The following is a 23,475-nucleotide window of genomic DNA, read 5'->3' on the forward strand; positions in this document are numbered from 1 at the left end:
ATAAACGAACCCAAAACATGAAACGAATCATCCTAACCTGTTGCCTGTTGCTAGGCATATCCCTGGTATCCTTCGCCCAAAATAGGGTATTGGTAGAAGCAGAATCATTTGAAGACATCGGAGGCTGGGTAATCGACCAACAGTCCTTTGACGTACTCTATTCCTCTTACCTCATGGCACATGGAATGGGCAGACCTGTGGAAGATGCCCGGACCACGGTCCATTTTTCAGAGGGAGGAAAGTACCACGTATGGGTGAGGACCAAAGATTGGGCACCTTTTCCTACCGGGCCGGGCGAATTTCAACTTGCCATTAATGAGGAGCCGCTGGATGATTCTTTTGGAGTAAGCGGTTCTGCCGACTGGGATTGGTACTACGGTGGGCAAGTTGACATGAAGAAGGGCGAAAACACCCTTGAAGCCAGGGATCTCACGGGGTTCAATGGCCGTTTTGATGCCATTTATTTTTCTACGGAGGAGGGAGATGTACCCACCAACGACAATGAAGCACTACTGGCTTTCCGGAAAGAATTGTTGAATCTGACCGAAAAAGCCAAAGATGTGGGGCAATTTGATCTGGTTGTTGTCGGTGGAGGAATGGCAGGCACCTGTGCAGCCATCTCCGGAGCGCGCATGGGATTGAAGGTGGCATTGATCCAGAACCGGCCGGTTTTGGGAGGTAATAACAGTTCCGAAATTCGAGTGCACCTGATGGGCCGGGTGGATCAAAACCATAATGCCAAATTGGGCCGGATTGTCAGGGAATTGGACAATGGAGATCCCGGAAACGGCAATCCGGATGCGGATCGTTACGGAGACGAGCGAAAATTGCAGATTGTACGGGCAGAGCCCAATATTTCCCTCCACTTGAATACCCACGTTTACGAGGTGGAAATGGAGGACAATACAATCAAAGCAGTAATCGGCAGAGACATCGCTACCAATCAGGAATATCGTTTTGAAGGGGTTTATTTTTCCGATTGCACCGGAGATGGTACGCTGGGTTACCTGGCAGGAGCAGAGTACCGAATGGGCCGTGAAAGCCGGGCCGAGACCGGTGAATCCCTGGCCCCAGAAGAGTCGGATGATTTCACCCTGGGAACCTCTAATCTTTGGGCCTCCCTGGAGCGGGAGGAGCCTTCTGATTTCCCAGAAACGCCCTGGGCAATTCAGTTTTCGGACGAATACCATATTGACGATCACAAAGCCGACTGGCAATGGGAAACCGGATTTGGTAATTTCAATACCATTTATGAAGCCGAGGAGATCCGCGACCATAATTTGCGGGCGATTTACGGCAACTGGTCGTACCTGAAAAACGAGAAACCGGAAAAGTACAGCCACCATGAACTTGCCTGGGTAGCTTATATCGGAGGTAAGCGAGAGTCCAGAAGGTTGATGGGCGACCATGTTTTGACCCAGATGGACATACAGGACGGAATCATGTATCCGGACGGAAGTGTGACCGCCACCTGGACCATTGACCTCCATTTTCCGGATGCGAAAAACTCCCAGTATTTCGAGGGGGAAGAGTTCTTTGCCGCGACCAAACACATCAAAGTACAGCCCTATACCATCCCTTACCGTTGTTTGTATTCCAGAAATATAGACAACCTGTACATGGCGGGAAGGGATATCAGTACCACCCATGTGGCTTTCGGGAGTACCCGCGTCATGAGAACCTGTGGGATGATGGGGGAAGCGGTTGGCTATGCAGCTTATGTGGCCAGGAAGAACAATGCCAGTCCCAGAGAGGTATATACCCTGCACCTCAACGAATTTATGGACATTATTGAATCGCCATTAAGCATTCATAACCTCCCGACTTTGCCACAGGATTGATTGCATGGAACTACTTGATTTTTTAACGATCGGCATTTTTACTGGAGTTATCCTTATTGCCGGCCTGTCTTTCGGAAAACAGGGCGGGGATATGAAATCGTTTTTTGCTGCGGGAGGGGCTGTGCCATGGCCCATAAATGGGTTGTCCTTGTTTATGAGTTTTTTCTCAGCAGGAACATTTGTGGTTTGGGGTTCCATTGCTTACGAATGGGGATGGGTGGCCATTTCCATTCAGATGGCCATGTGCATCAGTGGTTTTTTGATCGGGGCATATATCGCACCAAAGTGGAAAAATGCCCAGGTGCTTACCGTTGCCGAATACCTTACCCAAAGATTTGGAAGGAAAACGCAGCAGTATTACACCTATGTTTTTCTGGTGTTATCCCTGGGATATACCGGAGCTTTTTTATATCCCGTTGCTAAGATTCTCAATGTGGTTACCGGTTTTGATATTTACCATGCGATCATGTTATTGGGTGCAATTATCATGATATACACGGCAGTAGGGGGGCTTTGGGCGGTGGTGGTCACAGACGTGCTGCAGTTTGTCATTCTAACGGCCGCGGTATTGATTGTACTGCCCTTATCTCTGGAAAAAGTAGGTGGTTTCCAGCAGTTTGTCCAGGCTGCTCCGGATACCTTTTTCCATTTATTCAATGAGGAATATAACTTTTGGTTCATTTTAGCCTTTGTGGGATACAATACCGTATTTATTGGCGGGAATTGGGCGTATGTGCAGCGGTATACCTCCGTGGCGGTTACCCGTTCAGCGCAAAAAGTCGGCTACTTGTTTGGCGCACTGTATTTGATCAGTCCCTTGATTTGGATGTTGCCGCCCATGATTTACCGGGTGGTGGATCCGGGTTTGGTCGGCCTGGAAACCGAGGGTGCCTACCTGATGATGTGTATGAATGTGCTACCGGTGGGGATGCTGGGCTTGATGTTGGGGGGTATGATTTTTGCTACGGCCAGTTCAGTCAATACCTCCCTCAACCTGGCAGCGGCAGTGTTGACCAACGATGTATACAAACCCTTGTTTCCGGGTTCCAAGGCGATCCATTTGATGCGCGTAGCCCGCTGGGCCACGTTGATTTTTGGCTTAGGTACGGTTGGGGTTGCCTTTCTGGTGCCGATGGCAGGAGGAATCGTGGAAGTAGTCCTGAGCATCGGGGCCGTCACAGGTGGTGCTTTGTATGCCCCGGCCATCTGGGGCTTGTTTTCAAAAAGGCAAACCGGAACCAGTATTCTGACCGTTACGGCCATCAGTCTCCTGATTAATCTGCATTTTAAATTTATCCAACCCTTGCTTAATGGATTTACACTAAATAGAAGTGAGGAGATGGTACTGGGGGTAGTCCTGCCGTTATTGCTTCTGGCTACGTATGAAGTATATGCTTCTAGAAAAGGCAAAATTAGTAATAGGTTACAGTTTTACAGAGAATGGAAACAGCGGCAAGGAGAGCCAAACGATTCCCATTACAAAGAAGCCGAGATCCAAAACCGTTTTGGCATCAAGGTGATCGGTTTGGCCCTGATTTCCATAGGGATAATGTTTTTGGTGCTGGGCCTGATTGCAGAAAAGGGGATCTTCTATACGCTATTGATGGGGGTGATAATTTTAATATTAGGCTTGGGGCTGGTGAAATTTACACGGACGAATAGGAAGGGAAGTTAATAGTAAAATCAATTGAGGGAATAAATATTTGGTATGATCAAGGAAGGTTTTAATACGGGAAAAAGAGGATTAAAAACAGCCAGCATCACTTCGGATTTGGTGATTGTGGGCGGTGGAATGGCAGGCACCTGTTGTGCCATCACGGCTGCCAGACAGGGGCTAAACGTAACGCTCGTGCAGGACAGACCGGTACTGGGCGGAAATGGGTCCTCAGAAATCAGGCTTTGGATGCTGGGGGCCACTTCTCATATGGGAAATAATAACCGATGGGCCAGGGAAGGAGGGGTCATGGATGAAATTTTGGTGGAAAACCTTTATCGCAACCCGGAAGGTAATCCATTGATATTGGATACCATTCTGATCGAGAAAATATCCCTTGAACCCAACATTAAATTACTTTTAAACACGGCCATGTATGATTTGGTCAAAAGGGGAGCCGATGAAATCGACTATGTGTTGGCGTTTTGCAGTCAAAATTCCACCCAATACCATCTAAAATCCCCCTTATTCGTAGATGCTTCCGGGGATGGTATCATGGCCTTTCTGGCAGGTGCCGCGTTCCGGATGGGAGCTGAATCTGCCGATGAATTTGACGAACCCTTTGCTCCGGATCACAAATACGGGGAATTGCTGGGGCATAGCCTGTATTTCTACAGCAAGGATACCGGAAAGCCTGTTCGATTTGTGGCCCCGTCCTACACCAATAAAGAACTAGCAAAATTACCCCGTTTTAAATCCTTTAACCTCAAGGATCATGGTTGCCGGCTTTGGTGGGTCGAGTATGGGGGGAGGAGGGACACCATCCACGAAAGTGAAAATATCAAATGGGAACTTTGGCGGGTGATTTACGGGATCTGGGATTACCTTAAGAATTCAGGGGAGTTTCCTGATATGGATACCCATACCCTGGAATGGGTAGGAACCATTCCAGGCAAAAGGGAGAGCAGGCGCTTTGAAGGGCCGTTTATGTTGTCCCAAAAAGACCTGGTGCAACAGCGGCAATTTGACGATGCCGTTTCCTTTGGGGGTTGGGCGTTGGACCTGCATCCGGCTGATGGGGTATACGGAGATCAACCCGGTTGTACCCAATGGCATACCAAGGGAGTATATCAGATTCCCTACCGGATCATGTACAGCAAAAACGTTAAAAACCTGTTTTTGGCGGGACGAATAGTAAGTAGCAGCCACGTGGCATTCGGGTCCACCCGGGTAATGGCGACTTGCGGACACAATGCACAGGCAGTGGCCATGGCTGCCGTTTTGTGCAAGGAAAAAGAGCTGGCACCTGCGGAAGTAACTGGCAGTTCAACCATGCAACTGCTTCAGCGCCGCCTGATCAGATCCGGACAGTATATACCCGGAATAAAATTGTCGGATCCAGATGAATTGGCACAGCAGGCCACCATAAATACATCGGACACATTTACGCTCAAAGGCCTTCCCGCCGATGGCCCCTGGAAGTCATTGGAATTTGCCATGGCCCAGATGCTGCCTTTACAAAAAGGGAAAATTCCGGCGATTAGATTCCAGGTTAAAGCGGCTGAACCTACCCAAATAACCGTTAGGCTTCTGAAAAGTCTGAAGAGGGGAAACTTTACTCCTGAAGTTATTTTGGCTGAAGAGACATTTGATTTAACTTTAGGTGATCGGTTTATAACAGTTGATTTACAATGTAATATAGAAAATTCAGAATATTATTTTGTGGGCTTTTCTGCCAATGATAAGGTGCAAATCAAATGCTCCGAAACCCGTTTGACGGGCATATTGACGGTTTTTCAAAAGTTTAATAAAGCAGTAGCCACCAGTAGCAGGCAAGAACCGCCCGAAAACATTGGTATGGAGGCATTTGACTTCTGGTTGCCCGAGCGCAGACCTGCGGGACATAACCTGAGTTTTGAGCTGGAAAGCCCGGTGAACTGCTATTCTTCCGAGCAATTGGTCAATGGATTTTTCCGCCCTACCACTCGGACCAATGCCTGGGTGGCGGCCATAAATGAGAGTCAACCGTTTGTTGAGTTGAAGTGGGATAAAACACAAGTAATCAGTGAAATAAAATTGTTTTTTGATACCGACTTTGATCATGCGATGGAATCTACATTAATGGGGCATCCCGAGTCCGTGATGCCATTTTGTGTGAGAAAATTTTCCATTTTTGATGGGAATGGGACACTTCTGTCCGAGGTTCGGGAAAATCATCAGTCCAGCTACACCCTGAAACTGGATCAACCCCTAAAAACCAAATCGCTAACATTCAGGCTGGAACATCCTTCCGCTACTACCCCTGCCGCTTTGTTTGGAATTTTGTGTTATTAATTATCTATGAAAATGAAAGCTATCTTATTATTAATCACTTCCTTTTTTCTACTGGCCACGGGTCATATTAACGATGCCCTGGCGCAACAAAATTTAGCTCCTTCGGGCATGATTTCCAGTAGTTCCTCAGAGGAGGACCGGGAGGCAAAGCTGGCCATTGATAATGATACCCGGAGCTATTGGGAAAGTGCAGCCGGGGATACGGAACCCTGGATAGCGATACGTTTTCCGGGTGCTACCGAAATCGCCGGTTTCAAGGTAATTTTCCAGGAAGGGACGGTTCCTAACGAACGCTTTCATTTTCAATATTTACTTAACGGGGATTGGAGAAACCATCATTCGGTAAATGAAAACCAAAACGATGAGGTGGCAGTTACCTTCGAAAAAGTATTGCTTACCGATCGGATACGATTGATCGCTGCCGATAAACAAGCCCTGCACATTGCCGAACTGCAAGTCCTTGGACAGCAGTATGTGGATGACAATGCAGGCGAAGTCAAGCCCCTGTTGGTTAATCAAAGCGGTTATAACCTTGGTAGGCCAAAGCGCTTTACCGCACCCGGCGTAGCCGATGAAACTCCTTTTTTGATACAGGAGAAGGGTAGTGGACAGGTAGTATTTTCGGGATTAATTGAAGGAGAAAAAGGTGATTTTTCGGAATTTGACCCGAAGTCAACCTCGGAATATCTTGTAGTTTCAGGAGATAAGACTTCTTTTCCTTTCCGTATTGGTCCTTATTGGTTGGAGCGGGTTACGTACCGGAATATGGTGGATTTTATGCTGGATGCCCGACATTATGTGGGCAATGTGGATGATATCCGACCCATATCCTTCGCCTGGAGAGACGGAGATTTTTTCAATTGGTCCATGCAGAGTCTTGTGGCCATGTACCTGTCCAATCCGGAAGCCTATGAAAGGATGGAAGTGACTTCCCGGTATGTTCCGAATGAATCTTTTCCGGAAAAATATCAAGGTTTATGGGGAGATTTAACCCCTTTTGGACCGAATACTCCTGACATTATCCAATTGATCCATTGGGATGCGGATGTGAAGGTCTCTCAAAAGTTGGACCACGAAATGCAAAAGGCCGAATTGGCCCATTTCCTCTATGCCTGGCCCTACCTAAAAAAGTGGTTGCCGGAACAAAATTTTGACCGGGTGTATGAATATGCAAGTTCGGTTTGGGAGAAAAGGGAGGTTTCCGAGCATTCCCTTTCCCAGTACGATAAGAGCCCGGAGCATAATTTGTTATCGCTTAAAACCCAATTGGGTACCACCAAGGGAGAAATGCCGCCCGGATTTTCGGTGATCCCAAATCTTATGATGTATGAAGTGAGCAAGCGTCAAAAGGAACCGGATGCGGATAGGTATTTTGATGCTGCTTACCGGCAGATGGCATGGATGATCCAAAACCTGGACTGGGAAGATCCCATGACCACCAAGGGGCAACGGATGTCCGAACACATGACCATGCGGGCATTTGCTTATTTTTATACCGAGTTTCCAGACAGGGCACCGGCAGGATTAAAAGAAAAAGTAAGGGGTTGGGCAAAAATAGCCCTTTCCCGCTCGGACAACATGTGGGATTTTAGAAAATACGATGAAGCCGAATGGACCCCTCCGGGATGGAATGAAACCGGAAATATCTTGGGGTTTCCAGCGGCAGCTTTTGCTGCCATGACCCTGCTGGAGGACAAGGAGTTGATCCGGGATATGGAGGTGTTGGCCTGGTCACATTTGGAAAATGCCTTTGGCAGAAATCCTACGGGAAGGCATTTTTCATTTAAGGGTCCGCAGGAAATAGAAGGAGTGGACCTGGGTTGGTACAGCAGGCATAAGGGAGGCATTGGCTTGCTGGACGAGGTTCCATTCGTGTTTGACGGATCACCCAAATCTTTCCATTACCCCAACTACCCGGAAGCTGGAGACCTGGGCTGGACCGAAGGCTGGGTTCAATTCAATACGGCTTTCAATTTGAGCATGGCTTACATGGCCAATTATTATACCCGTCTGGAATGCAGGCAAAGCGATGCTGGTGACCTGATCATCCGTTTGGAGGCTCCGATAAATTTTTACCCGGATAAGGAGGAGCATGCCAGGGTTTGGCTTACCAATAAAGCCGGTAAAAGCATCCCAGTGGAATTGAAAGAAGCCGCTCCCTTTTCCCTGGCAGTGGAGGGAAGGGTAAAAATACAGGATTCCGAAATTAGCATAGGAGCTCACGTACTTCCACTGGAGGAAAATGATCAGCTCAAGCTGAGTTATGGGCATGGTTTTTTTGAAAAAAGTGTCACGGTTAGTTGGGAATAATCAGTCAAATTTTAAAATCATATGGTTCCGGTATATCCGAATGCGGAATAAGAACGGGCCTGGTATAATCCCATATTCAATTGGTTAAGAATCGGTAAAACCGGTCAGGTTTCTTCTAGTCAAAGCTTCTTGTTGGTTGAAAAACGGTACAGGTTTGCGGATTTTAGGTACTTGATTCTTTTTTGTATTTTAGTCAGATGAAGCAGGAAGAAGCGAAAAATGAAATTAAGGAACCCTTTACCGATTATGGAACGTATTCCTATGCCGATTACCTGACCTGGCAGATAGATGAAATGGTGGAGTTGATTAAAGGTAAAGTATTTAAAGCAGCTGCCGCACCGGGAAGAAAGCACCAGGAAGTCTCCCTGAAAATAGCTTCCCAGCTGTACTATTTGTTGAAAAATAAGACATGCAAGGTTTTCGAGGCCCCGTTTGATGTTCGGCTACCTGCTCATTCGGAAAAAAATGAAGACATCTTCACGGTAGTGCAACCCGACATCTGCGTGGTATGTGACAGGACAAAGCTGGATGAGGCGGGATGTATAGGGGCACCAGATCTGATAGTCGAGATACTCTCTCCGGGTAACAACAGGAAAGAAATCCATAACAAATTCAACGTGTATGAAGAATCTGGTGTTAAGGAATATTGGGTCATTCATCCTTCGGAGCAGACTTTATTGGTATACAGCCTCAGGGAGGGAAAATATGTGCCTTCCAGACTTTTTACGGTAGGAGATATCGTATCTTCCAGCTGCATTGCAGGTTTTCACCTAGATGTAAGGGAGCTTTTTGAGGATTTGGATTAGGTATGTGGTATTCCTAACCTGAGTTCGATTTTAATAGATGGCAATTTGGTTCGTTTGAACGGTTTTGTACTTGATTCCGGGCTTTTTTGGAAAAAATGTTCAACCCTCTCCGGGGTTGCTGGAAGGATAGATACGCTCATATACCCCGGGTTTCGCCCGGGGTTATTCTTGTTAAAGCCCTCCAGGCTTCGACGTCGAGTAGGAGCTTGTTTCTTGGGAAGTGATATGGGACCTCATTATAATGTGATTAGACTAAAGGGAAGAAGTTTCTATAGATACCAATTTAGGCTGCTGATGATTCTCTCAGTAAAAGCAGGCCTGAAGGGCCTGAACAACAATAACCGTGGGTGCAACCCACGGAAAAAGCTAACAAAAACGAACCTCCAACCCCGGAAGGGGTTGAACCTTATTACGTAAAATAGATCGAACTTTGGTTCCTAGTAAAACCATTGGATTCAGCGAAATGATAGGTACGGATATACCTTTCTCGGATAAACTTATTTTCTGGCAAATTGAACCCTTAGCTGGAAATGGATTGGCTATTTTAATTCGGTCTTTTTTTGTATTTTGGTAAAATGGAGCGGAAGGAAACCAAAAATAAAATCAACGAACCATTTACCGATTATGGTAGGTATACTTATGCCGATTACCTGACCTGGCAGCTGGATGAAATGGTAGAATTGATTAAAGGCAAGGTATTCAGGTCTGCTGCGGCTGCGCCAAGAAGGATTCATCAGGAGATCTCCGGAAAGATTTTTAATAAGTTGTTTAATTTTCTGGAGAAGCATCCCTGCAAGGTTTACGAAGCGCCATTTGATGTAAGGTTGCCCGTAAAATCAAAGAAAAATGAGGACATTGATACCGTGGTCCAACCAGACATTTGCGTAATATGTGATAAAAGCAAATTAGATGTTATGGGATGCATCGGTGCCCCAGACTTGATTGTAGAGATTTTATCTCCCGGAAGCAATAAAAAAGAACTGAAAAACAAATATGAAGTATTTGAAGAAAGTGGAGTGAAGGAATATTGGATTATCCATCCTGACGAGCAGACCGTCATGACTTATACCCTTACCACAGGGAAATATATTCCATCCCGGCTTTTCACTTCAGGGGATGTTATTGAATCCAATAGTATCCCTGAATTCCGACTTGATCTGGAATATGTATTTAAAGATCTGGATTAGTTTTTGATAATTTTCATTATCAGATTTTATGATCGTAGATTTATCATTGATTGGATAGTATGCTTTCAAATTCTTTATAATCAAATAGTACCAATTATCAACGGAATTTTTTAAATTGATAGTTAATTATTTTCTTCTTATTTACATAATTTACCGGTTAACCCAACACTATGAAAACCGCAGGCATCATTTTATTGATTTTAGGGGCCGTTGGCACCATCGTATTTGGCATCCAGGCGATGCAAGACTCAGAAAGTTTCAGTCTACTGGGTTTGGATATTGCCGTCAGCTCGGCCAATTGGACACCTGTGATTGTTAGCGTCGTACTGCTGATTATTGGTTTGGTACTGACTTTCCGAGATAAAAAATAGTCCAGCTATGGGGCTTCACCTTTGAAATCCATTGTAATTTTCTTTTCTGAAATAGTATGTCGAATAGAATCGTTATATCATGCTGTTTCATTGTTTTGGGCATTGGTAAAAAGTAATATGATGCAATCGTTAAAAGAATTGTAGTCTTTTGGATGCTCCTTTTCACGCCTTTTCCGGGGATTTCACAAAGTCCAGGGCTAGAGCAACTCATTATCCTTGAAGCAGATGTGCTCAAGGGAGTTAAACAAAAATTAGCTTCAGAACAGGATAAAGCTTTTCCGGTTGAATTAAAACAACTGATGGACCGGGCTAATGAAAAGCTGACGGAGGGACCCTTTTCTGTGGTAAATAAAACACAAGTGCCACCCAGTGGTGACAAACACGATTATATTAGCATGGGTACCTACTGGTGGCCGGACCCGGAAAAAGATGATGGCTTACCCTATATCCGCAAGGATGGGGAAATTAATCCGGAATATTACGATTATAAGGATAAATGCGTGATTAAGGCCGAACCCTGGAGTTGGGTATCATTCAACCGGGCCAACTATATACAAAGCCTAGAACGTATACGCCAAACCGACAGAAACTAAATCCCCCTTTCCCAAAGGGGGCTGGGGGATTTAAAGACGAAAATTGCCCCGTCCTGAAAAAAGTTTACAGATTTAAATTTTATTTATCGTTAGCCATAACGGAAATTTACAGAAATCAGTAAGCGTATAAATGGTATGGGCACGAAAAAATCCCCCTTGCCCCCTTGATAAGGGGGATTTGTGCACGTTCGGGCTTACGGAATTTAAAAACCTTGGCGTTTATTAGACCGATTGCATTACCCAATTTCAGCAAAAAATCCCATTTTCAGCAACCAGTAATACAAGGTATTATAAATTTAAAATATTCGGAAAAATTCCTCCCGACTCTGGTTTGGACCAGCTCTCTGCCCCCTGAGAGAACGGGGAAGGCAACTCGTCCTAATAAAGGACACTCAATTATTGTTCAAATACTGCATTGGTTTCACTTTTTTAGCATTCATCAGCCCGTATTCTTTAACCCGCTTGCAAGGGCAGTAGTAATTTTAAGTAAGCGTGTTACCAGGGGAGAATCCGGTTCTTTGGATGCCCGCCAAAGTTTCAGGTTTTTTAACTGCAACTGGTGCAATCCGTGAAGCGCATTTTTCCTGCGGTTGATGCTGTCCAGCAAGCCTATTCTTCGGCTTTCCCTTTCGTTGCCCAGGAGTTTACCGATTTCTTCCAGGCTTAGCTGGTGTTCGTCCATAATCCATTTGGTAAAGGTCACACCGGTATCCCGGTTTTGAACCAGGGAGGCATACAGGTTCATGATTTCCTGGTCCGCATTCAGCAGGTTTGTTTCTACCTGAATCAGGATGTATCGCAGAAGCGGCCAGGATTGGGTAGTATCCTGTAATTTTTGGTACAGGTCCGGATGCGACGCGCTTATGGTTTTGATGGCACTTCCAATGCCGTACCATCCGGTGAGGTTGAATCGGGATTGGCTCCAGCTAAAGACCCAGGGAATGGCCCGAAGGTCCTCCAGGGATCGTTTGCCCGTTCTTCGCGCTGGCCGCGAGCCGATTTTACTAAGTTCCAATACATCAATAGGGGTGGCCTCTCCATAAAATTCCAGAAAATCCGGATGGCGTATTAATTGCTGATAGTGATTTTGGGCAAATTCAGATAGTTGCTGCAGCGCATCAATGGGGAAATCCGGAATTTCCCTCGGAAATAAGGAATAGCCCGTCTGCAGGGCCGTGCCTGAAAACAGCATTTCCAGGTTGTAGCCAGCCGTTAGCAGGTTGGCAAATTGCTGGGAGATCGTTTCTCCTTGAACCGTAATTTTGATGGACCCCTGCAGGCTACCCTGAGGCATGCTTTCCAAAAAACGGTGGTATTTTCCTCCTCCGCGACTGATGGTTCCCCCGATTCCATGAAAAAACCGCAGCCGCGTACCATGGGATTTGGCCAGGTCGGTAAGTTTTTGTTCGGCCTGATAGATGTTCCACCTGCTTGCCGTGATCCCACCGTCCTTATTACTATCGCTGTATCCCAGCATTACCTCCTGAAAGGAAAAATTTCCCGGGTAGGATTCATGGGAAAGGAATTCCCCAAGAACGCTGTCCGATCGCTGCAGATCTTCAATGGTTTCAAAAAGCGGGACTACCTGATACCTGTTTCGGTCTAAACCGGCTTCCCTCAAAAAGAGGTATACCAATGAGAGGTCACTCAGGGAGCGGGTCATGCTGACAATAAAGGAACCGATGCCCTCGTCTCCATACTGATCGATGTGATTTTTGACACACTGAAAACTCGCCAATACCTTATCTGCCTCCGGCCCGAAGGTTTTGCCAGAAAAGGCAAAAGGACGGTTGCTTTTGAGTTCTTCAGTAATAAATGCTACCCGCTCTTGTTCAGACCAGGTGGAATAAGGGGTTAATTCGGAAAACGTACCTGCCAGAATCTGATCGATGGCTTTTTCATGAAAGGTGCTGTTTTGCCGGATATCCAGTCTGGCCAGGTGAAAACCAAAGCAGGCAACGTGTCTTTCGACCGGCAATAAAAATTGCTGTACAATGCTGCTTGCATCGATTTCAAGAAGGCTTTCTCGCAGAATTTGAAGATCGCTTATCAACTCTTTGGAATCGGCATACACTGGTTGCCCGTTTTCCTGAATCGTATGCTCCATTTGTACCAACATCAGGTTAATGAATTGCCTCCAGGGTTCCCGCGGATTTCGTTTCAAAGCAGATTCGCTTTCATCGCCGAGGAATTCGGCTTTGCCACGTATCTGTTCCCTGAATCCCTGGGGTACCGGATTTCGGATATCCGAGAAGCTCATCTGGGCCCCCAGGTGCTGCAATTTTTCTTTCACCAGTGCAAGAGCAGTTTGGCGATGTTCCAGCAGCGTACTTCTGGTAAAGTCAGCCGTAACATAGGGATGTCCATCCCGATCCCCACCGACCCAACTTCCCAGTTGAAAGTCAGGAAAAGAAGCTGCCGTATCAAATCGGCCAGGGTCAAACCCCATCGCTATCCAGCTTTCCATAAGTTGCTGGTCAGCTTGCTGCAAAGCCCGGGGGAAAACCCTTGAAAAATAATGCATCACATTATTCCGCTCCATTTCCAGGGTAGGCTTTTCCAGGTATACTTCTCCCGATCGCCACCAGCGCTCCAGTAAGGCCATGATTTCCCTTTCCAGCCCTTGCTTCTCCAGCCGGGAATAGGAGTTGTTCTCCAATTTCACCAGATTCAGATAGATTTCCCGGTGTAGTTCCAGAATGGATTTTCGCTTTGCCTCTGTGGGATGGGCTGTTAAAACCGGATAAACCTGGGTGTTTTTAATGCAATCCAGCATCTGGGTTTCCGTCCATCCCTGGTCCTGCCATCTTGCCAGGGTTTCGCCCCAGGATCCGCGAATAGAGTCAACACCCTTTTCATTGATCCTATTTCTTCTGCCCTGCACGGCGGCATTTTCTTCGATCAGATTCATTAATTGCAGGTAGATACTTAATACCTGTATGTGCTTTTCTTCCAACTCACCCGCCTCCCAATTGATTTCGGGGAGTTCGGGCTTTTGGGTAAGGATCTTTTCCAGCTCAAATTCGCCAAGTTGGTGCAATACTTTTTGGAAGCAGCGAGTCAGAAATTTCAGGTCCTCGTTGGTTTTTTTAAATAGTGGGTTGTCCGTGGCCATGTTTTTGTTGACTGGTTGGTGAATAAATAGGAAACTTAAATATAACAGATGGCAGCATGGAATGAAAATACAGAACCGTTACAAATTCGATGGAAGGCTTTGCTTACCGGATAAAATGTACTTGAACCCGATTTTTTCGAATGTATTTTTATTCCTATATTCATGTGATAAGCAATAAAACCTAGCCCTATGCCGCCTTCCTTTCCTGCCTTTTTCGTTTTGGGATGTTTTGATACCAAAGGAGAAGTATTTGCACATTTGCGCGAACAACTTCTGGCAAGGGGTGAATCCGTCCTTTGTATCAACGCAGGAATTTTCGGCAGTACCGATTTGTTTCCGGTGGATGTGGAAGCCGATTACCTGGCCAATCTAGCAGGAAGCTCGCTTCACGATCTCCGTGAAAAAAATGACCGTGGTCTTGCATTGGAGGTGATGGCCCGGGGAGCCGGTGAACTTTTCCGCAGTTTTCCGGGGCAAATCAAGGGCGTTATCGGAATGGGAGGCGGTGGAGGGACCTACCTGTTACTCAAAGCCATGCAGGTCTTGCCCCTCGGCCTGCCCAAAATCTGCATTTCCACCCTGGCTACCCGGGATGTATCGCATTTGGTAGGAGTGAAGGATATTGTATTGATGCCTTCGGTGGTGGATGTGGCGGGCTTGAATGCGATTATCCGTCCAATCATCGATCAGGCAGCGGCCGCCCTGTCTGCCATGTCGAAGGTTCCGAAGCAAAGGAAAACCACTGGCAAAGGAACCCTCGCCATCAGCATGTTTGGAAATACCACCGACTGCGTAAATGAATGCACCCGGATGCTGCAAGAGAAGGGGTATGAGGTGATGGCTTTCCATGCTAACGGAGTGGGGGGGAAGGCCATGGAAGCCTTAATCCGTGAAGGAGTATTTGATGCGGTACTGGATCTAACCACTACCGAATTGGCAGACGAACGGTGTGGCGGGATCTTAAGTGCCGGACCGGATCGACTGAGGGCTGCAGCTGAAATGGGTATTCCCAACCTGCTGGCTCCCGGTTGTCTGGACATGGTCAATTTTGGCCCTAGGGAAAGCGTTCCTGAAACCTACAAGGACAGGCTTTTCTACCAATGGGCACCTGATGTGACGTTGATGCGGACCAACGAAGAAGAGAACTTTACCCTCGGGAAAGTGATCGCGGAAAAACTTAATAGGAGCAAAAACAAAGCAAAGACAAAAGTGCTCATTCCGTCAAAAGGCTTTTCCCAGTTGGATGCTCCGGGAAATTATTTTCACGATGAAAAGTGCGTAAAGGCCTTTGAAAAGGCCCTGAAAACCCATCTGGATCCGGAAATAGAATGCATCCCTGTAGCCTTGCCGGTTAATGATGTGGCTTTTGCAAAGGAGGCGGTAGCCATAATGCTGGATATGCTAGAAGGGAAAAAACCCTAAGGATAGTAGTCAACAAGCGTGAATAGACCTGACAGGTTTTTAAAACCTGTCAGGTCTAATACGAAACCTATTCCACGTATTATTAGGGGTGTTCTCTTTATATTTCTATAAATTGCCTTGAAATTAACTGTTTGAATGTTAAAACCCAACCCAATGAACACAGCCTTTTCTTTGTCAGCTCTCCTGTTGACTTTCTGCTTTTTGGCCGGAAGTACGTTCTCCCAGCCCTTACCCGAGCCCGGAGATCCGGAAAACCCTTCGGATATACCCGACTTTTATAAATCCCGCTTGTCGGATATCGAAACGGAACTGGCGCTGCTCGAAAAAGGAAAAGTCGAACGCATTGCCTACTCGGCAGGAGGCTTACCCCTGTACGCCGTTTTCTATGGAGAAAAGGAGGATTTTCGTAGTCAGGCGAATTATAACTCGGCAGTAGCGGCGCGGAATCCGGCCTTTTTTGCCGAAAAGAGCTCAGATACCAAACCGGTGGTTTACTTTATCGGCCCGGTTCACGGGCAGGAAGGGGAAGGAATTTCCGGTCTGGTTAACTTGTTGCATATCGCCGAAACGGGCAGTGATTACCGGGGCAGGGAATGGCCGGAGCTGCAGGCCTTCTTTGACGAGTTTCGGGTAATCATCGTTCCCAGTGGCAATCCGGATGGAAGGAGAAGAAATCCCTACGATACCTTTAAAGGACTCCCTGAAGAAATCATGACCAAATACGGGCAGGGTACCCGGCAGGACGGTACACTCTGGCGCTGGCCAGGAGCCAAATCACTGCATCCCATGAAAGGAGATTTGGGTATTTTGGGTGCCTACTTTAATGACAACGGCATCAATATCATGCACGACGATTTTTTTGATCCCATGGCCGCGGAAACCAAAGCTATCATGCAGTTGGCCAAAGAGGAGGTCCCCGACCTGAGTGTTTCCCTGCACTCCTGCTCCTGCACTCCTTTTGTAATCCAGAACAGTCATGCCCCTCTTTTTATGAAAAAGCGGATTGCCGATTTTGCCCAACAACTGAACCAGGCTTTTATTGCCGGCGACCTGCCCCACAGGCCCGAAAACTGGGGACTGAGTCTGGAAGACGACGATCCGAAATTTCCTCCAAGGGCCTCCTTTAACCTGGTAAGTGCCCTGCACCATGCCAGTGGAACCATGGCCTTTACCTTCGAAAGCCCACACGGAACCCTGGAAGACGGCACCAACTACGAGGAACTACTGGACATTCAACTGGTCCTGTACCGGGAAATTTTTTCCTACATTCGGGACAACCGGTTGATTTGGGAAAAGTAATCGGCTATCTTTCTTTCTAATTGAGAGTACATTCTATTGAAACCAATTAAAGCATGATGCATTTCAGGTATCTTATCGTTTTTTGTTTTTGTTTGGCCATTAAGGCCATGGCGCAGGAAAACACCCGACCTAATATTGTTTATATCCTTGCTGACGACATGGGTATCGGCGATGCCTCCTGTTACAACTCCGATGCCGCTTTTACCACGCCGAATATTGATCGCCTGGCAAGTGAGGGGTTGAAATTTACGGATGCACATACCAGCTCTGCGGTATGCACGCCGACCCGGTATGGAATCCTGACCGGCCGGTACAACTGGCGTTCGGAATTGAAAAACGGGGTGTTGGGTGGATTTTCGGCTCCCCTGATTTCAAATGAGCGGCTCACAGTAGGGGATTACCTGCAGGAGGCTGGCTACCATACCGCCTTCGTGGGAAAATGGCACCTGGGATGGGACTGGTCCTTCAAACAAGAATATGAGCATATAAACAACCTGAATAAGATCCTGGAGGTGGATTATACCCAGCCCATCCAAAATGGTCCAAACGACAGGGGATTTATTTATTCCTATGGTATCAGCAGTTCGCTGGATATTCCTCCTTACGTCTACCTGGAAAACGATCGGGTGACCGCCCTGCCCGACCGAAGAACCGTCAATGCAGACGAAAAGGGCTTTTGGAGAGATGGACCCACCGGTTCGGATTTTGACCATACGTTAACGTTGTCGCACCTGACTGAAAAAGCAGTAAGCTACATTGACCGGCAGGCAAGTTCGGCTGATCCGTTCTTCCTTTATTTCGCACTACCTGCACCACATACCCCAATATTACCCCTTACCGAATTTATGGGTAAAAGCAACTCGAATATGTACGGTGATTTTATGTTGCAGGTAGACGATGTGGTCGGACAGATCATTGGGGCTCTGGAGGAAAAAGGGGTGCTGGAGAATACGATGATTATTTTCACCTCGGATAATGGCTGCTCCCCACGGGCAGATTACCCCGAATTGGCGCAGGTCGGGCACGATCCCAGCAATGGCTGGCGGGGCCACAAGGCGGATATATACGAAGGAGGCCACCGGGTACCCTTTTTGGTGCACTGGCCGGAGAAAATTGCTGCCGGCGGCACTTCAGATCAGCTTATCTGCACCACCGACCTAATGGCTACAGCGGCCGAAATGTTGGGGAAGCCACTTCCGGAAAATGCAGGTGAAGATAGCTTTAGCTTTTTCCCTACCCTCATGCAGGGAAATTCGGATTCCGAAAGGACTTCTATCGTCCACCATTCCATCGAAGGCCGTTTTGCGATTCGCAGAGGGGACTGGAAACTGATTTGTTGGCCCGGTTCCGGGGGCTGGACCGAACCGCTTACCAGAAACGGCCTGGAAGACTTACCGGATTTTCAGCTATACAACCTGGCTACCGATCCCGGAGAAGAAAATAACCTGGTGGATCGGTATCCTGAGAGAGTGGAGGACTTAAAACAAGAACTGATTACATTAATAAAAATGGGTAGAAGTACACCGGGTCCGAAGCAAAAAAACGACGGCCCTGAAATCTGGGATCAGGTAAGCTGGGCCTATCCATAATTTTTTGAAAAGCTTTCTTTTTCAGAAGGCAAAAATTGGTATATTCAAATCTTGGTAAATACCCAAAAATAACCTCGTTTCATGAAACGGAGAACGTTTATTCGTAAAAACGGACAAGTGGCCCTGTTGGCTCCTTTGGTACCCGCCGCTTTACCTTCCCTTTTTACTGCAGGGAATCAGCCTGATGAAAAGCCGGAATGGCTCCAGAAAATGATCGTCAATAACGACGCTTCCCTGGAAAGGGTACAGCAACGGTATGTATCGGATCCGGACTCTCCCCATTACGGGGACGTTTTGGATGGGTATGGAATGCCCTCGCCTCATGCCGCTACAAGCTTTCTGAAAACGGGTATTTGCGCCCTGATAAGTCCCGAATCTGCCTACCATGCCGATGCCGGGCTGGTGGAAAGGTTGAGCCATGCAGCTGAATTTCTTTTCGGTTTGCAGCATGAAGACGGGACCATTGATTTGCTGTCAACCAATTTTCATTCCACTCCCGATACCGGGTTTATTGTCAAATGGCTGGCACCTGTCTGGCGTTTGCTGGAAAATAGTTCCGTGCCGGAAAAAAGTACCATCACCGTTCCCCTCAAGCAATTTCTGTTGCAGGCTGGAGAGGCACTAAAGGTAGGCGGCATTCATACCCCCAACCATCGCTGGGTAGTGTGTTCGGCACTAGCGGAATTATACAAAATCGAGCAGGATCCGGCCTATTTGGCCCGTGCCGAACGTTGGCTTTCCGAGGGAATTGATATGGATGCAGACGGTCAGTATGAGGAAAAAAGCAGCTATATTTATTCATCTCTCAGTAACCGGGTGTTAATTAGCACGGCACGGGGATTCGATAAGCCGGAACTGTATGCCTATGTGCGCCGAAATCTGGACATGAATTTTTATTACCTGCACCCGAACGGGGAGATTGTCACCGAAGCTTCCGGAAGGCAGGATAATTCTATTATTGGAACGCTTGAAAAATATTATTATCCGTATCGGTACATGGCACTCAAGGATGGGAACGGACAATATGCGGCCGCCTGTAGACTTATTGAAGCGACCGCTTTCGAGAAAACTACCGGATTCTTATATTATTTTCTGGAAGACAAGGACTTGTGGAAAGAGTTGCCGGAACCGAAACCACTGCCAATTTCTTATGCCAGGGTATTTCGACATTCAAATCTGGCCCGAATACGTAGAGGGAACTACGATGCGTCCATCCTGATGGGTAGCCCGGTGTTTTTCACCTTTCACAAATCTTCGCTGGCACTTCAGGGAATCCGGTTTGCCAGTGCTTTTTTCGGAAAAGGGCAATTTGTATCGGAAAGTCTGGAAGAAGAAAATAGCAGCTATATTCTCAGCAGCTATTTGAGAGGACCCTATTACCAGCCCTTTCCAAAGGACAAAATCCCCGGGGATGGGGATTGGTCTAAAATGCCCCGATCGGAACGACCTCAATCCGAAGTCCAGGAACTCTACAGTCGGGTTACCATTCGCGAAGTGGAGCAGGGGTTTTCGTTGGAGATCAGCATTGAGGGCACCGAGCGGGTGCCGGTGGCACTGGAACTTATTTTCAGACCCGGGGGCACCTTTGTGGGGACGGTTCCTCACGAAGAACTGGAGGACACGTATTATCTGAAAGAAGGGGTGGGGAAATACTCCCATGCTGGTTCGGCCATTCACTTTGGCCCTGGCCAGCATCAGCACCGCTGGGTGCAACTAAGGGGAGCTTTACCAAAACAGGATGCTCCGACTGTTTTTCTAACTGGGTTTACACCTTTTCATCAAACGTTACAAATCACTTGAAATTCGCAAATATGCCCATTACCTTCCTTTCGCTACCTTCCTTTCGTTATCTATTTATCACCCTTTTGTGTTTTTATGTTCCTTTTTTGACGGTTTTTGGCAAAAAAGAACCGTCAAGAAGGGCGGCTAAGCCAAACATCGTCTTTTTGATATCGGAGGACAATTCAAAACACTTCATGAAGCTTTTTGACCCAAACGGAGTGTCCGCACCGGCTATTGAAGAAATGGCAAACCACGGGCTGAGCTACGGGCACGCGTTTTCGAATTCGCCGGTATGTTCGGTGGCCCGAAGCACGCTTATCACGGGCACCCTGGCCACGAGAACGGGAATTCACCTTCACCGGAAGATAAAGTCTGCTCCCATGCCCGATGGCTTGGAAATGTTTCCGGCCTATTTGCGAGAAGCGGGGTATTATACCACCAACAATGCTAAAAAGGACTACAATGCCCAGGAGGGCGAAGGGGTTTGGGATCTGTCTTCCAAACTGGCTTCCTGGCAAAACAAGCCCCAGGCGGAAATGCCCTTTTTTCATCAGGAAACCTTTACCGGATCTCACGAAAGTCGCTTGCATTTTGACAAGGAACGGATGAATAGCTACCTTCCTACGGACGATCCGGCTCAGGTTAAGCTATTTCCCCATTTTCCAGATACACCCTTATTTCGTTATACCACGGCTTACCATCGAGATAAAATTCGGGAAATTGATGACTGGGTGGCCCAGAAAATCAAGGAGCTGGAGGAGGCAGGCATATTGGAAGATACCTTCGTTTTTTACTTTGGTGACCATGGAGGCGTTTTGCCAGGTAGTAAGGGGTATTTGTACGAAACAGGCCTCAGCGTACCCTTGGTGATTCGCATACCTGAAAACTGGAGCCATTTGGTTCCCTATCAAAAAGGAGATTCACCCGAAGCCTTCGTTAGTTTTATTGATTTTGCCCCCACCGTTCTTCGCCTGGCCGGAATAGAAATTCCGGAACCCATGGATGGGAAGCCTTTTCTGGGTGAGGGTTTGGCCCAGGACGAACTGGAATCCAGGGACGAGGCTTACGGGCATGCGGACCGGTTTGATGAAAAGTACGAAATGGTTCGTTCCTTTCGCAAGGGCAAATGGAAATACATCCGCCATTACCAGCCCTGGTATCCGGATGGCTTGCAAAATAATTACCGGTACAAAATGATGGCTTTCGCAGAATGGAGAACCTTACACGAACAGGGAAAACTGGACGAAATCGAAGGAGCTTTTTTTGAAGCCAAGCCGGTTGAAATGCTTTACGATCTGGAGCAGGATCCTTTTGAAACGAAAAATCTCGCCGTAGATCCTGCAAGAATATCAGTCCTGAACGAAATGAGAGAAGGCTTAAACCAATGGCTTTCCGCTCATAACGACCTGGGGTTCTTACCTGAAAACCTGCTTGTGAACGAGGCCATGGATAATCCGGTGGTTTATGGAAAGGCTTTTCATCCGGAGTTGGTAAAATTGATCCGTATTTCAGACTGGGCGACCCAACCATGGAGGGAAGTTCGGGAAAACATCTTCCAGACCCTGCAATCGGGTTCCTACCTGGAAAGGTACTGGGCCTATATGGTGGCCGCAACTTTTGGAAAAAGCATTGCCTCGTCGTACGGGTCATTCCCGGATTGGAGGGAAGAGGAGCAAGCCATGGTGCAGTTACGGGCGATCGAGTTGATGGGAATCCTTGAAATAGACAATCCTTTTCCGGCCCTGTTTTCCTGGATACAGGGTACGCGGGATCCGGTAGAAGCATTGATCGGCCTGAATACACTGGTGTATTTCCTTGATCACAGCCGGTTTAGGCCACAGTCTGATCCGGGTGATCTGGTCGTTAGGGCTTCCAATCCGGAGGTGGAGCGAAGACTCGCTTACCTCAAAGGCACCTGGTAAAACGGCTGATTTATGGAAAGAAAGGTGCGTTCATCAAAAATTGATACGATCCATAGGGCTTTTTGGCTAACTTCATTAAATTGAAACCGATAAACAAATACAACTCACATGAATATGCGTTTTAGGCTTTGGCCTTTTCTAATACTAATTTTAATAGGGCAAGTTTCCTGCTCGTCTTCTTCCGATTCTTCTGAAAACGAAGAGACCGCAGAAGACATGACGGACTGCCATGGCACCATCCCGGACCGGTTTTCCGCAGGCAATGCTGCTACGGAAAATGCTATTCCTGAGCGAGATGCTCCGGAATCACATGAAGGAATGATTTGGATAGAAGGTGGAACCTTTACCCGAGGTGCCACGGATGGCCGGGGCAGAAAGGATGAACTTCCTGCCCACACGGTTAAAGTTGATGGCTTCTGGATGGATGAAACCGAAGTGACCAACCGGGAATTTGCAGCATTTGTGGAGGCTACCGGTTACGTAACCGTGGCGGAGAAAAAACCAGATTGGGAAGAAATTAAAAAACAACTGCCACCCGGCACTCCCAAACCACCGGATGAAGTACTGGTAGCGGCTTCCCTTACGTTCCGATCGCCTGACCAGTCGGTTCCCTTAAACAATGCCTCCCATTGGTGGGAGTGGACACCAGAAGCCAATTGGCGACAGCCACAAGGTCCCGGAAGCAGCATTGAGGGCAAAGAAGATTATCCGGTGGTGCACGTAGCCTGGGACGATGCCGTGGCTTATGCCAAATGGGCAGGAAAGCGACTACCGACAGAAGCAGAATGGGAATTTGCCGCCAGAGGAGGCTTGGAAGAAAAGTCCTTTCCCTGGGGAGACGACCCGGTAGAAAAAAGTGGTTTTATGGCCAATATCTGGCAGGGAGAGTTTCCGGTGACGGATAAAGGCGAGGACGGTTTTCAAGGCCTGGCACCGGTTAAATCATTTGAGCCCAATCCCCATGGCTTGTACGACATGGCCGGCAATGTTTGGGAATGGACCAACGATTGGTACCGGGAAGACTACTATTCCCGCTTGAACGACGAAGTCCAGGAAAACCCACAAGGCCCATCCGATAGCTATGACCCGCAAGAGCCCACTGTTCCCAAGAAAGTTGTCAAAGGGGGTTCTTTTCTCTGCAATGTTTCTTACTGTGAGGGATACCGGGTGAGTGCCAAGATGAAGTCATCCGCAGATACCGGACTGGAGCATACCGGATTCCGTTGTGTATCCTCCAATTAAACGAGACG

At 47.4% G+C, this 23,475-nt stretch carries 15 protein-coding genes; 14 read left to right on the top strand and 1 reads right to left on the bottom strand.

Annotated features, from left to right (window positions below; translation table 11 throughout):
* The first annotated feature begins 17 nt into the window (after positions 1–17).
* The 8 genes from GJQ68_RS00075 to GJQ68_RS00110 all read left to right on the top strand — a co-directional run bounded on the left by GJQ68_RS00075 (position 18) and on the right by GJQ68_RS00110 (position 11,096).
* The gene (locus GJQ68_RS00075; RefSeq protein WP_162415287.1) at positions 18–1,841 is read left to right on the top strand and encodes an FAD-dependent oxidoreductase; all 1,824 of its coding nucleotides are present in this window, start codon (positions 18–20) and stop codon (positions 1,839–1,841) included.
* Between the two features lie 91 nt (positions 1,842–1,932).
* Positions 1,933–3,516, top strand: coding sequence for a sodium:solute symporter family protein (locus GJQ68_RS00080; RefSeq protein WP_235940971.1), 1,584 nt, complete (start codon positions 1,933–1,935; stop codon positions 3,514–3,516).
* Positions 3,517–3,549: 33 nt separating this feature from the next.
* Complete coding sequence (locus tag GJQ68_RS00085; RefSeq protein ID WP_162339900.1) at positions 3,550–5,829, top strand: FAD-dependent oxidoreductase; 2,280 nt, start codon at positions 3,550–3,552, stop codon at positions 5,827–5,829.
* 12 nt (positions 5,830–5,841) lie between these two features.
* Positions 5,842–8,139, top strand: a complete 2,298-nt coding sequence (locus tag GJQ68_RS00090; protein ID WP_162415289.1) for a discoidin domain-containing protein — start codon at positions 5,842–5,844, stop codon at positions 8,137–8,139.
* Positions 8,140–8,336: 197 nt separating this feature from the next.
* On the top strand, positions 8,337–8,945 hold the full coding sequence (locus GJQ68_RS00095; RefSeq protein ID WP_162415290.1) for a Uma2 family endonuclease: 609 nt from the start codon (positions 8,337–8,339) through the stop codon (positions 8,943–8,945).
* Positions 8,946–9,520: 575 nt separating this feature from the next.
* A complete protein-coding gene (locus GJQ68_RS00100; RefSeq protein ID WP_162415744.1) occupies positions 9,521–10,132 on the top strand; it encodes a Uma2 family endonuclease in 612 nt (203 codons plus the stop codon).
* A gap of 170 nt (positions 10,133–10,302) precedes the next feature.
* A complete protein-coding gene (locus tag GJQ68_RS00105) occupies positions 10,303–10,503 on the top strand; it encodes a hypothetical protein (protein WP_162415291.1) in 201 nt (66 codons plus the stop codon).
* A gap of 152 nt (positions 10,504–10,655) precedes the next feature.
* A complete protein-coding gene (locus GJQ68_RS00110) occupies positions 10,656–11,096 on the top strand; it encodes an alginate lyase family protein (protein ID WP_162415292.1) in 441 nt (146 codons plus the stop codon).
* 439 nt (positions 11,097–11,535) lie between these two features.
* On the opposite strand, the gene GJQ68_RS00115 is transcribed toward GJQ68_RS00110, so the two are convergent.
* A complete protein-coding gene (locus GJQ68_RS00115) occupies positions 11,536–14,211 on the bottom strand; it encodes a phosphoenolpyruvate carboxylase (protein WP_162415293.1) in 2,676 nt (891 codons plus the stop codon).
* A gap of 189 nt (positions 14,212–14,400) precedes the next feature.
* Here GJQ68_RS00115 and GJQ68_RS00120 point away from each other — a divergent pair, with 189 nt between their 5' ends.
* The 6 genes from GJQ68_RS00120 to GJQ68_RS00145 all read left to right on the top strand — a co-directional run bounded on the left by GJQ68_RS00120 (position 14,401) and on the right by GJQ68_RS00145 (position 23,467).
* Positions 14,401–15,633 carry a Tm-1-like ATP-binding domain-containing protein gene (locus GJQ68_RS00120; RefSeq protein WP_162415294.1) on the top strand — a complete coding sequence of 411 codons (1,233 nt, stop codon included), beginning with the start codon at positions 14,401–14,403 and terminating at the stop codon, positions 15,631–15,633.
* 153 nt (positions 15,634–15,786) lie between these two features.
* Positions 15,787–16,932, top strand: coding sequence for a M14 family zinc carboxypeptidase (locus GJQ68_RS00125; protein ID WP_162415295.1), 1,146 nt, complete (start codon positions 15,787–15,789; stop codon positions 16,930–16,932).
* Between the two features lie 53 nt (positions 16,933–16,985).
* Complete coding sequence (locus tag GJQ68_RS00130; RefSeq protein ID WP_162415296.1) at positions 16,986–18,521, top strand: sulfatase family protein; 1,536 nt, start codon at positions 16,986–16,988, stop codon at positions 18,519–18,521.
* 81 nt (positions 18,522–18,602) lie between these two features.
* Positions 18,603–20,321, top strand: a complete 1,719-nt coding sequence (locus tag GJQ68_RS00135; protein ID WP_162415297.1) for a hypothetical protein — start codon at positions 18,603–18,605, stop codon at positions 20,319–20,321.
* Complete coding sequence (locus tag GJQ68_RS00140) at positions 20,318–22,225, top strand: sulfatase family protein (protein WP_235940972.1); 1,908 nt, start codon at positions 20,318–20,320, stop codon at positions 22,223–22,225. Before GJQ68_RS00135 ends, GJQ68_RS00140 begins: the two co-directional genes overlap by 4 nt.
* A gap of 108 nt (positions 22,226–22,333) precedes the next feature.
* A complete protein-coding gene (locus GJQ68_RS00145) occupies positions 22,334–23,467 on the top strand; it encodes a formylglycine-generating enzyme family protein (RefSeq protein WP_235940973.1) in 1,134 nt (377 codons plus the stop codon).
* Positions 23,468–23,475: the final 8 nt, after the last annotated feature.

The sequence above is a fragment of the Cyclobacterium roseum genome (genome assembly GCF_010119225.1).
In the GTDB taxonomy this organism is placed as follows: domain Bacteria; phylum Bacteroidota; class Bacteroidia; order Cytophagales; family Cyclobacteriaceae; genus Cyclobacterium; species Cyclobacterium roseum.

Excerpts from the sequence above, each read along its gene's own strand:
- GJQ68_RS00080 (WP_235940971.1), top strand. The coding sequence starts at position 1,933 with ATGAAATCGTTTTTTGCTGCGGGAGGGGCTGTGCCATGGCCCATAAAT.
- GJQ68_RS00120 (WP_162415294.1), top strand. The coding sequence starts at position 14,401 with ATGCCGCCTTCCTTTCCTGCCTTTTTCGTTTTGGGATGTTTTGATACC.
- GJQ68_RS00115 (WP_162415293.1), bottom strand. The coding sequence starts at position 14,211 with ATGGCCACGGACAACCCACTATTTAAAAAAACCAACGAGGACCTGAAA.
- GJQ68_RS00085 (WP_162339900.1), top strand. The coding sequence starts at position 3,550 with ATGATCAAGGAAGGTTTTAATACGGGAAAAAGAGGATTAAAAACAGCC.
- GJQ68_RS00075 (WP_162415287.1), top strand. The coding sequence starts at position 18 with ATGAAACGAATCATCCTAACCTGTTGCCTGTTGCTAGGCATATCCCTG.
- GJQ68_RS00135 (WP_162415297.1), top strand. The coding sequence starts at position 18,603 with ATGAAACGGAGAACGTTTATTCGTAAAAACGGACAAGTGGCCCTGTTG.
- GJQ68_RS00105 (WP_162415291.1), top strand. The coding sequence starts at position 10,303 with ATGAAAACCGCAGGCATCATTTTATTGATTTTAGGGGCCGTTGGCACC.
- GJQ68_RS00125 (WP_162415295.1), top strand. The coding sequence starts at position 15,787 with ATGAACACAGCCTTTTCTTTGTCAGCTCTCCTGTTGACTTTCTGCTTT.
- GJQ68_RS00100 (WP_162415744.1), top strand. The coding sequence starts at position 9,521 with ATGGAGCGGAAGGAAACCAAAAATAAAATCAACGAACCATTTACCGAT.
- GJQ68_RS00110 (WP_162415292.1), top strand. The coding sequence starts at position 10,656 with ATGCTCCTTTTCACGCCTTTTCCGGGGATTTCACAAAGTCCAGGGCTA.
- GJQ68_RS00090 (WP_162415289.1), top strand. The coding sequence starts at position 5,842 with ATGAAAGCTATCTTATTATTAATCACTTCCTTTTTTCTACTGGCCACG.
- GJQ68_RS00095 (WP_162415290.1), top strand. The coding sequence starts at position 8,337 with ATGAAGCAGGAAGAAGCGAAAAATGAAATTAAGGAACCCTTTACCGAT.
- GJQ68_RS00130 (WP_162415296.1), top strand. The coding sequence starts at position 16,986 with ATGATGCATTTCAGGTATCTTATCGTTTTTTGTTTTTGTTTGGCCATT.
- GJQ68_RS00145 (WP_235940973.1), top strand. The coding sequence starts at position 22,334 with ATGAATATGCGTTTTAGGCTTTGGCCTTTTCTAATACTAATTTTAATA.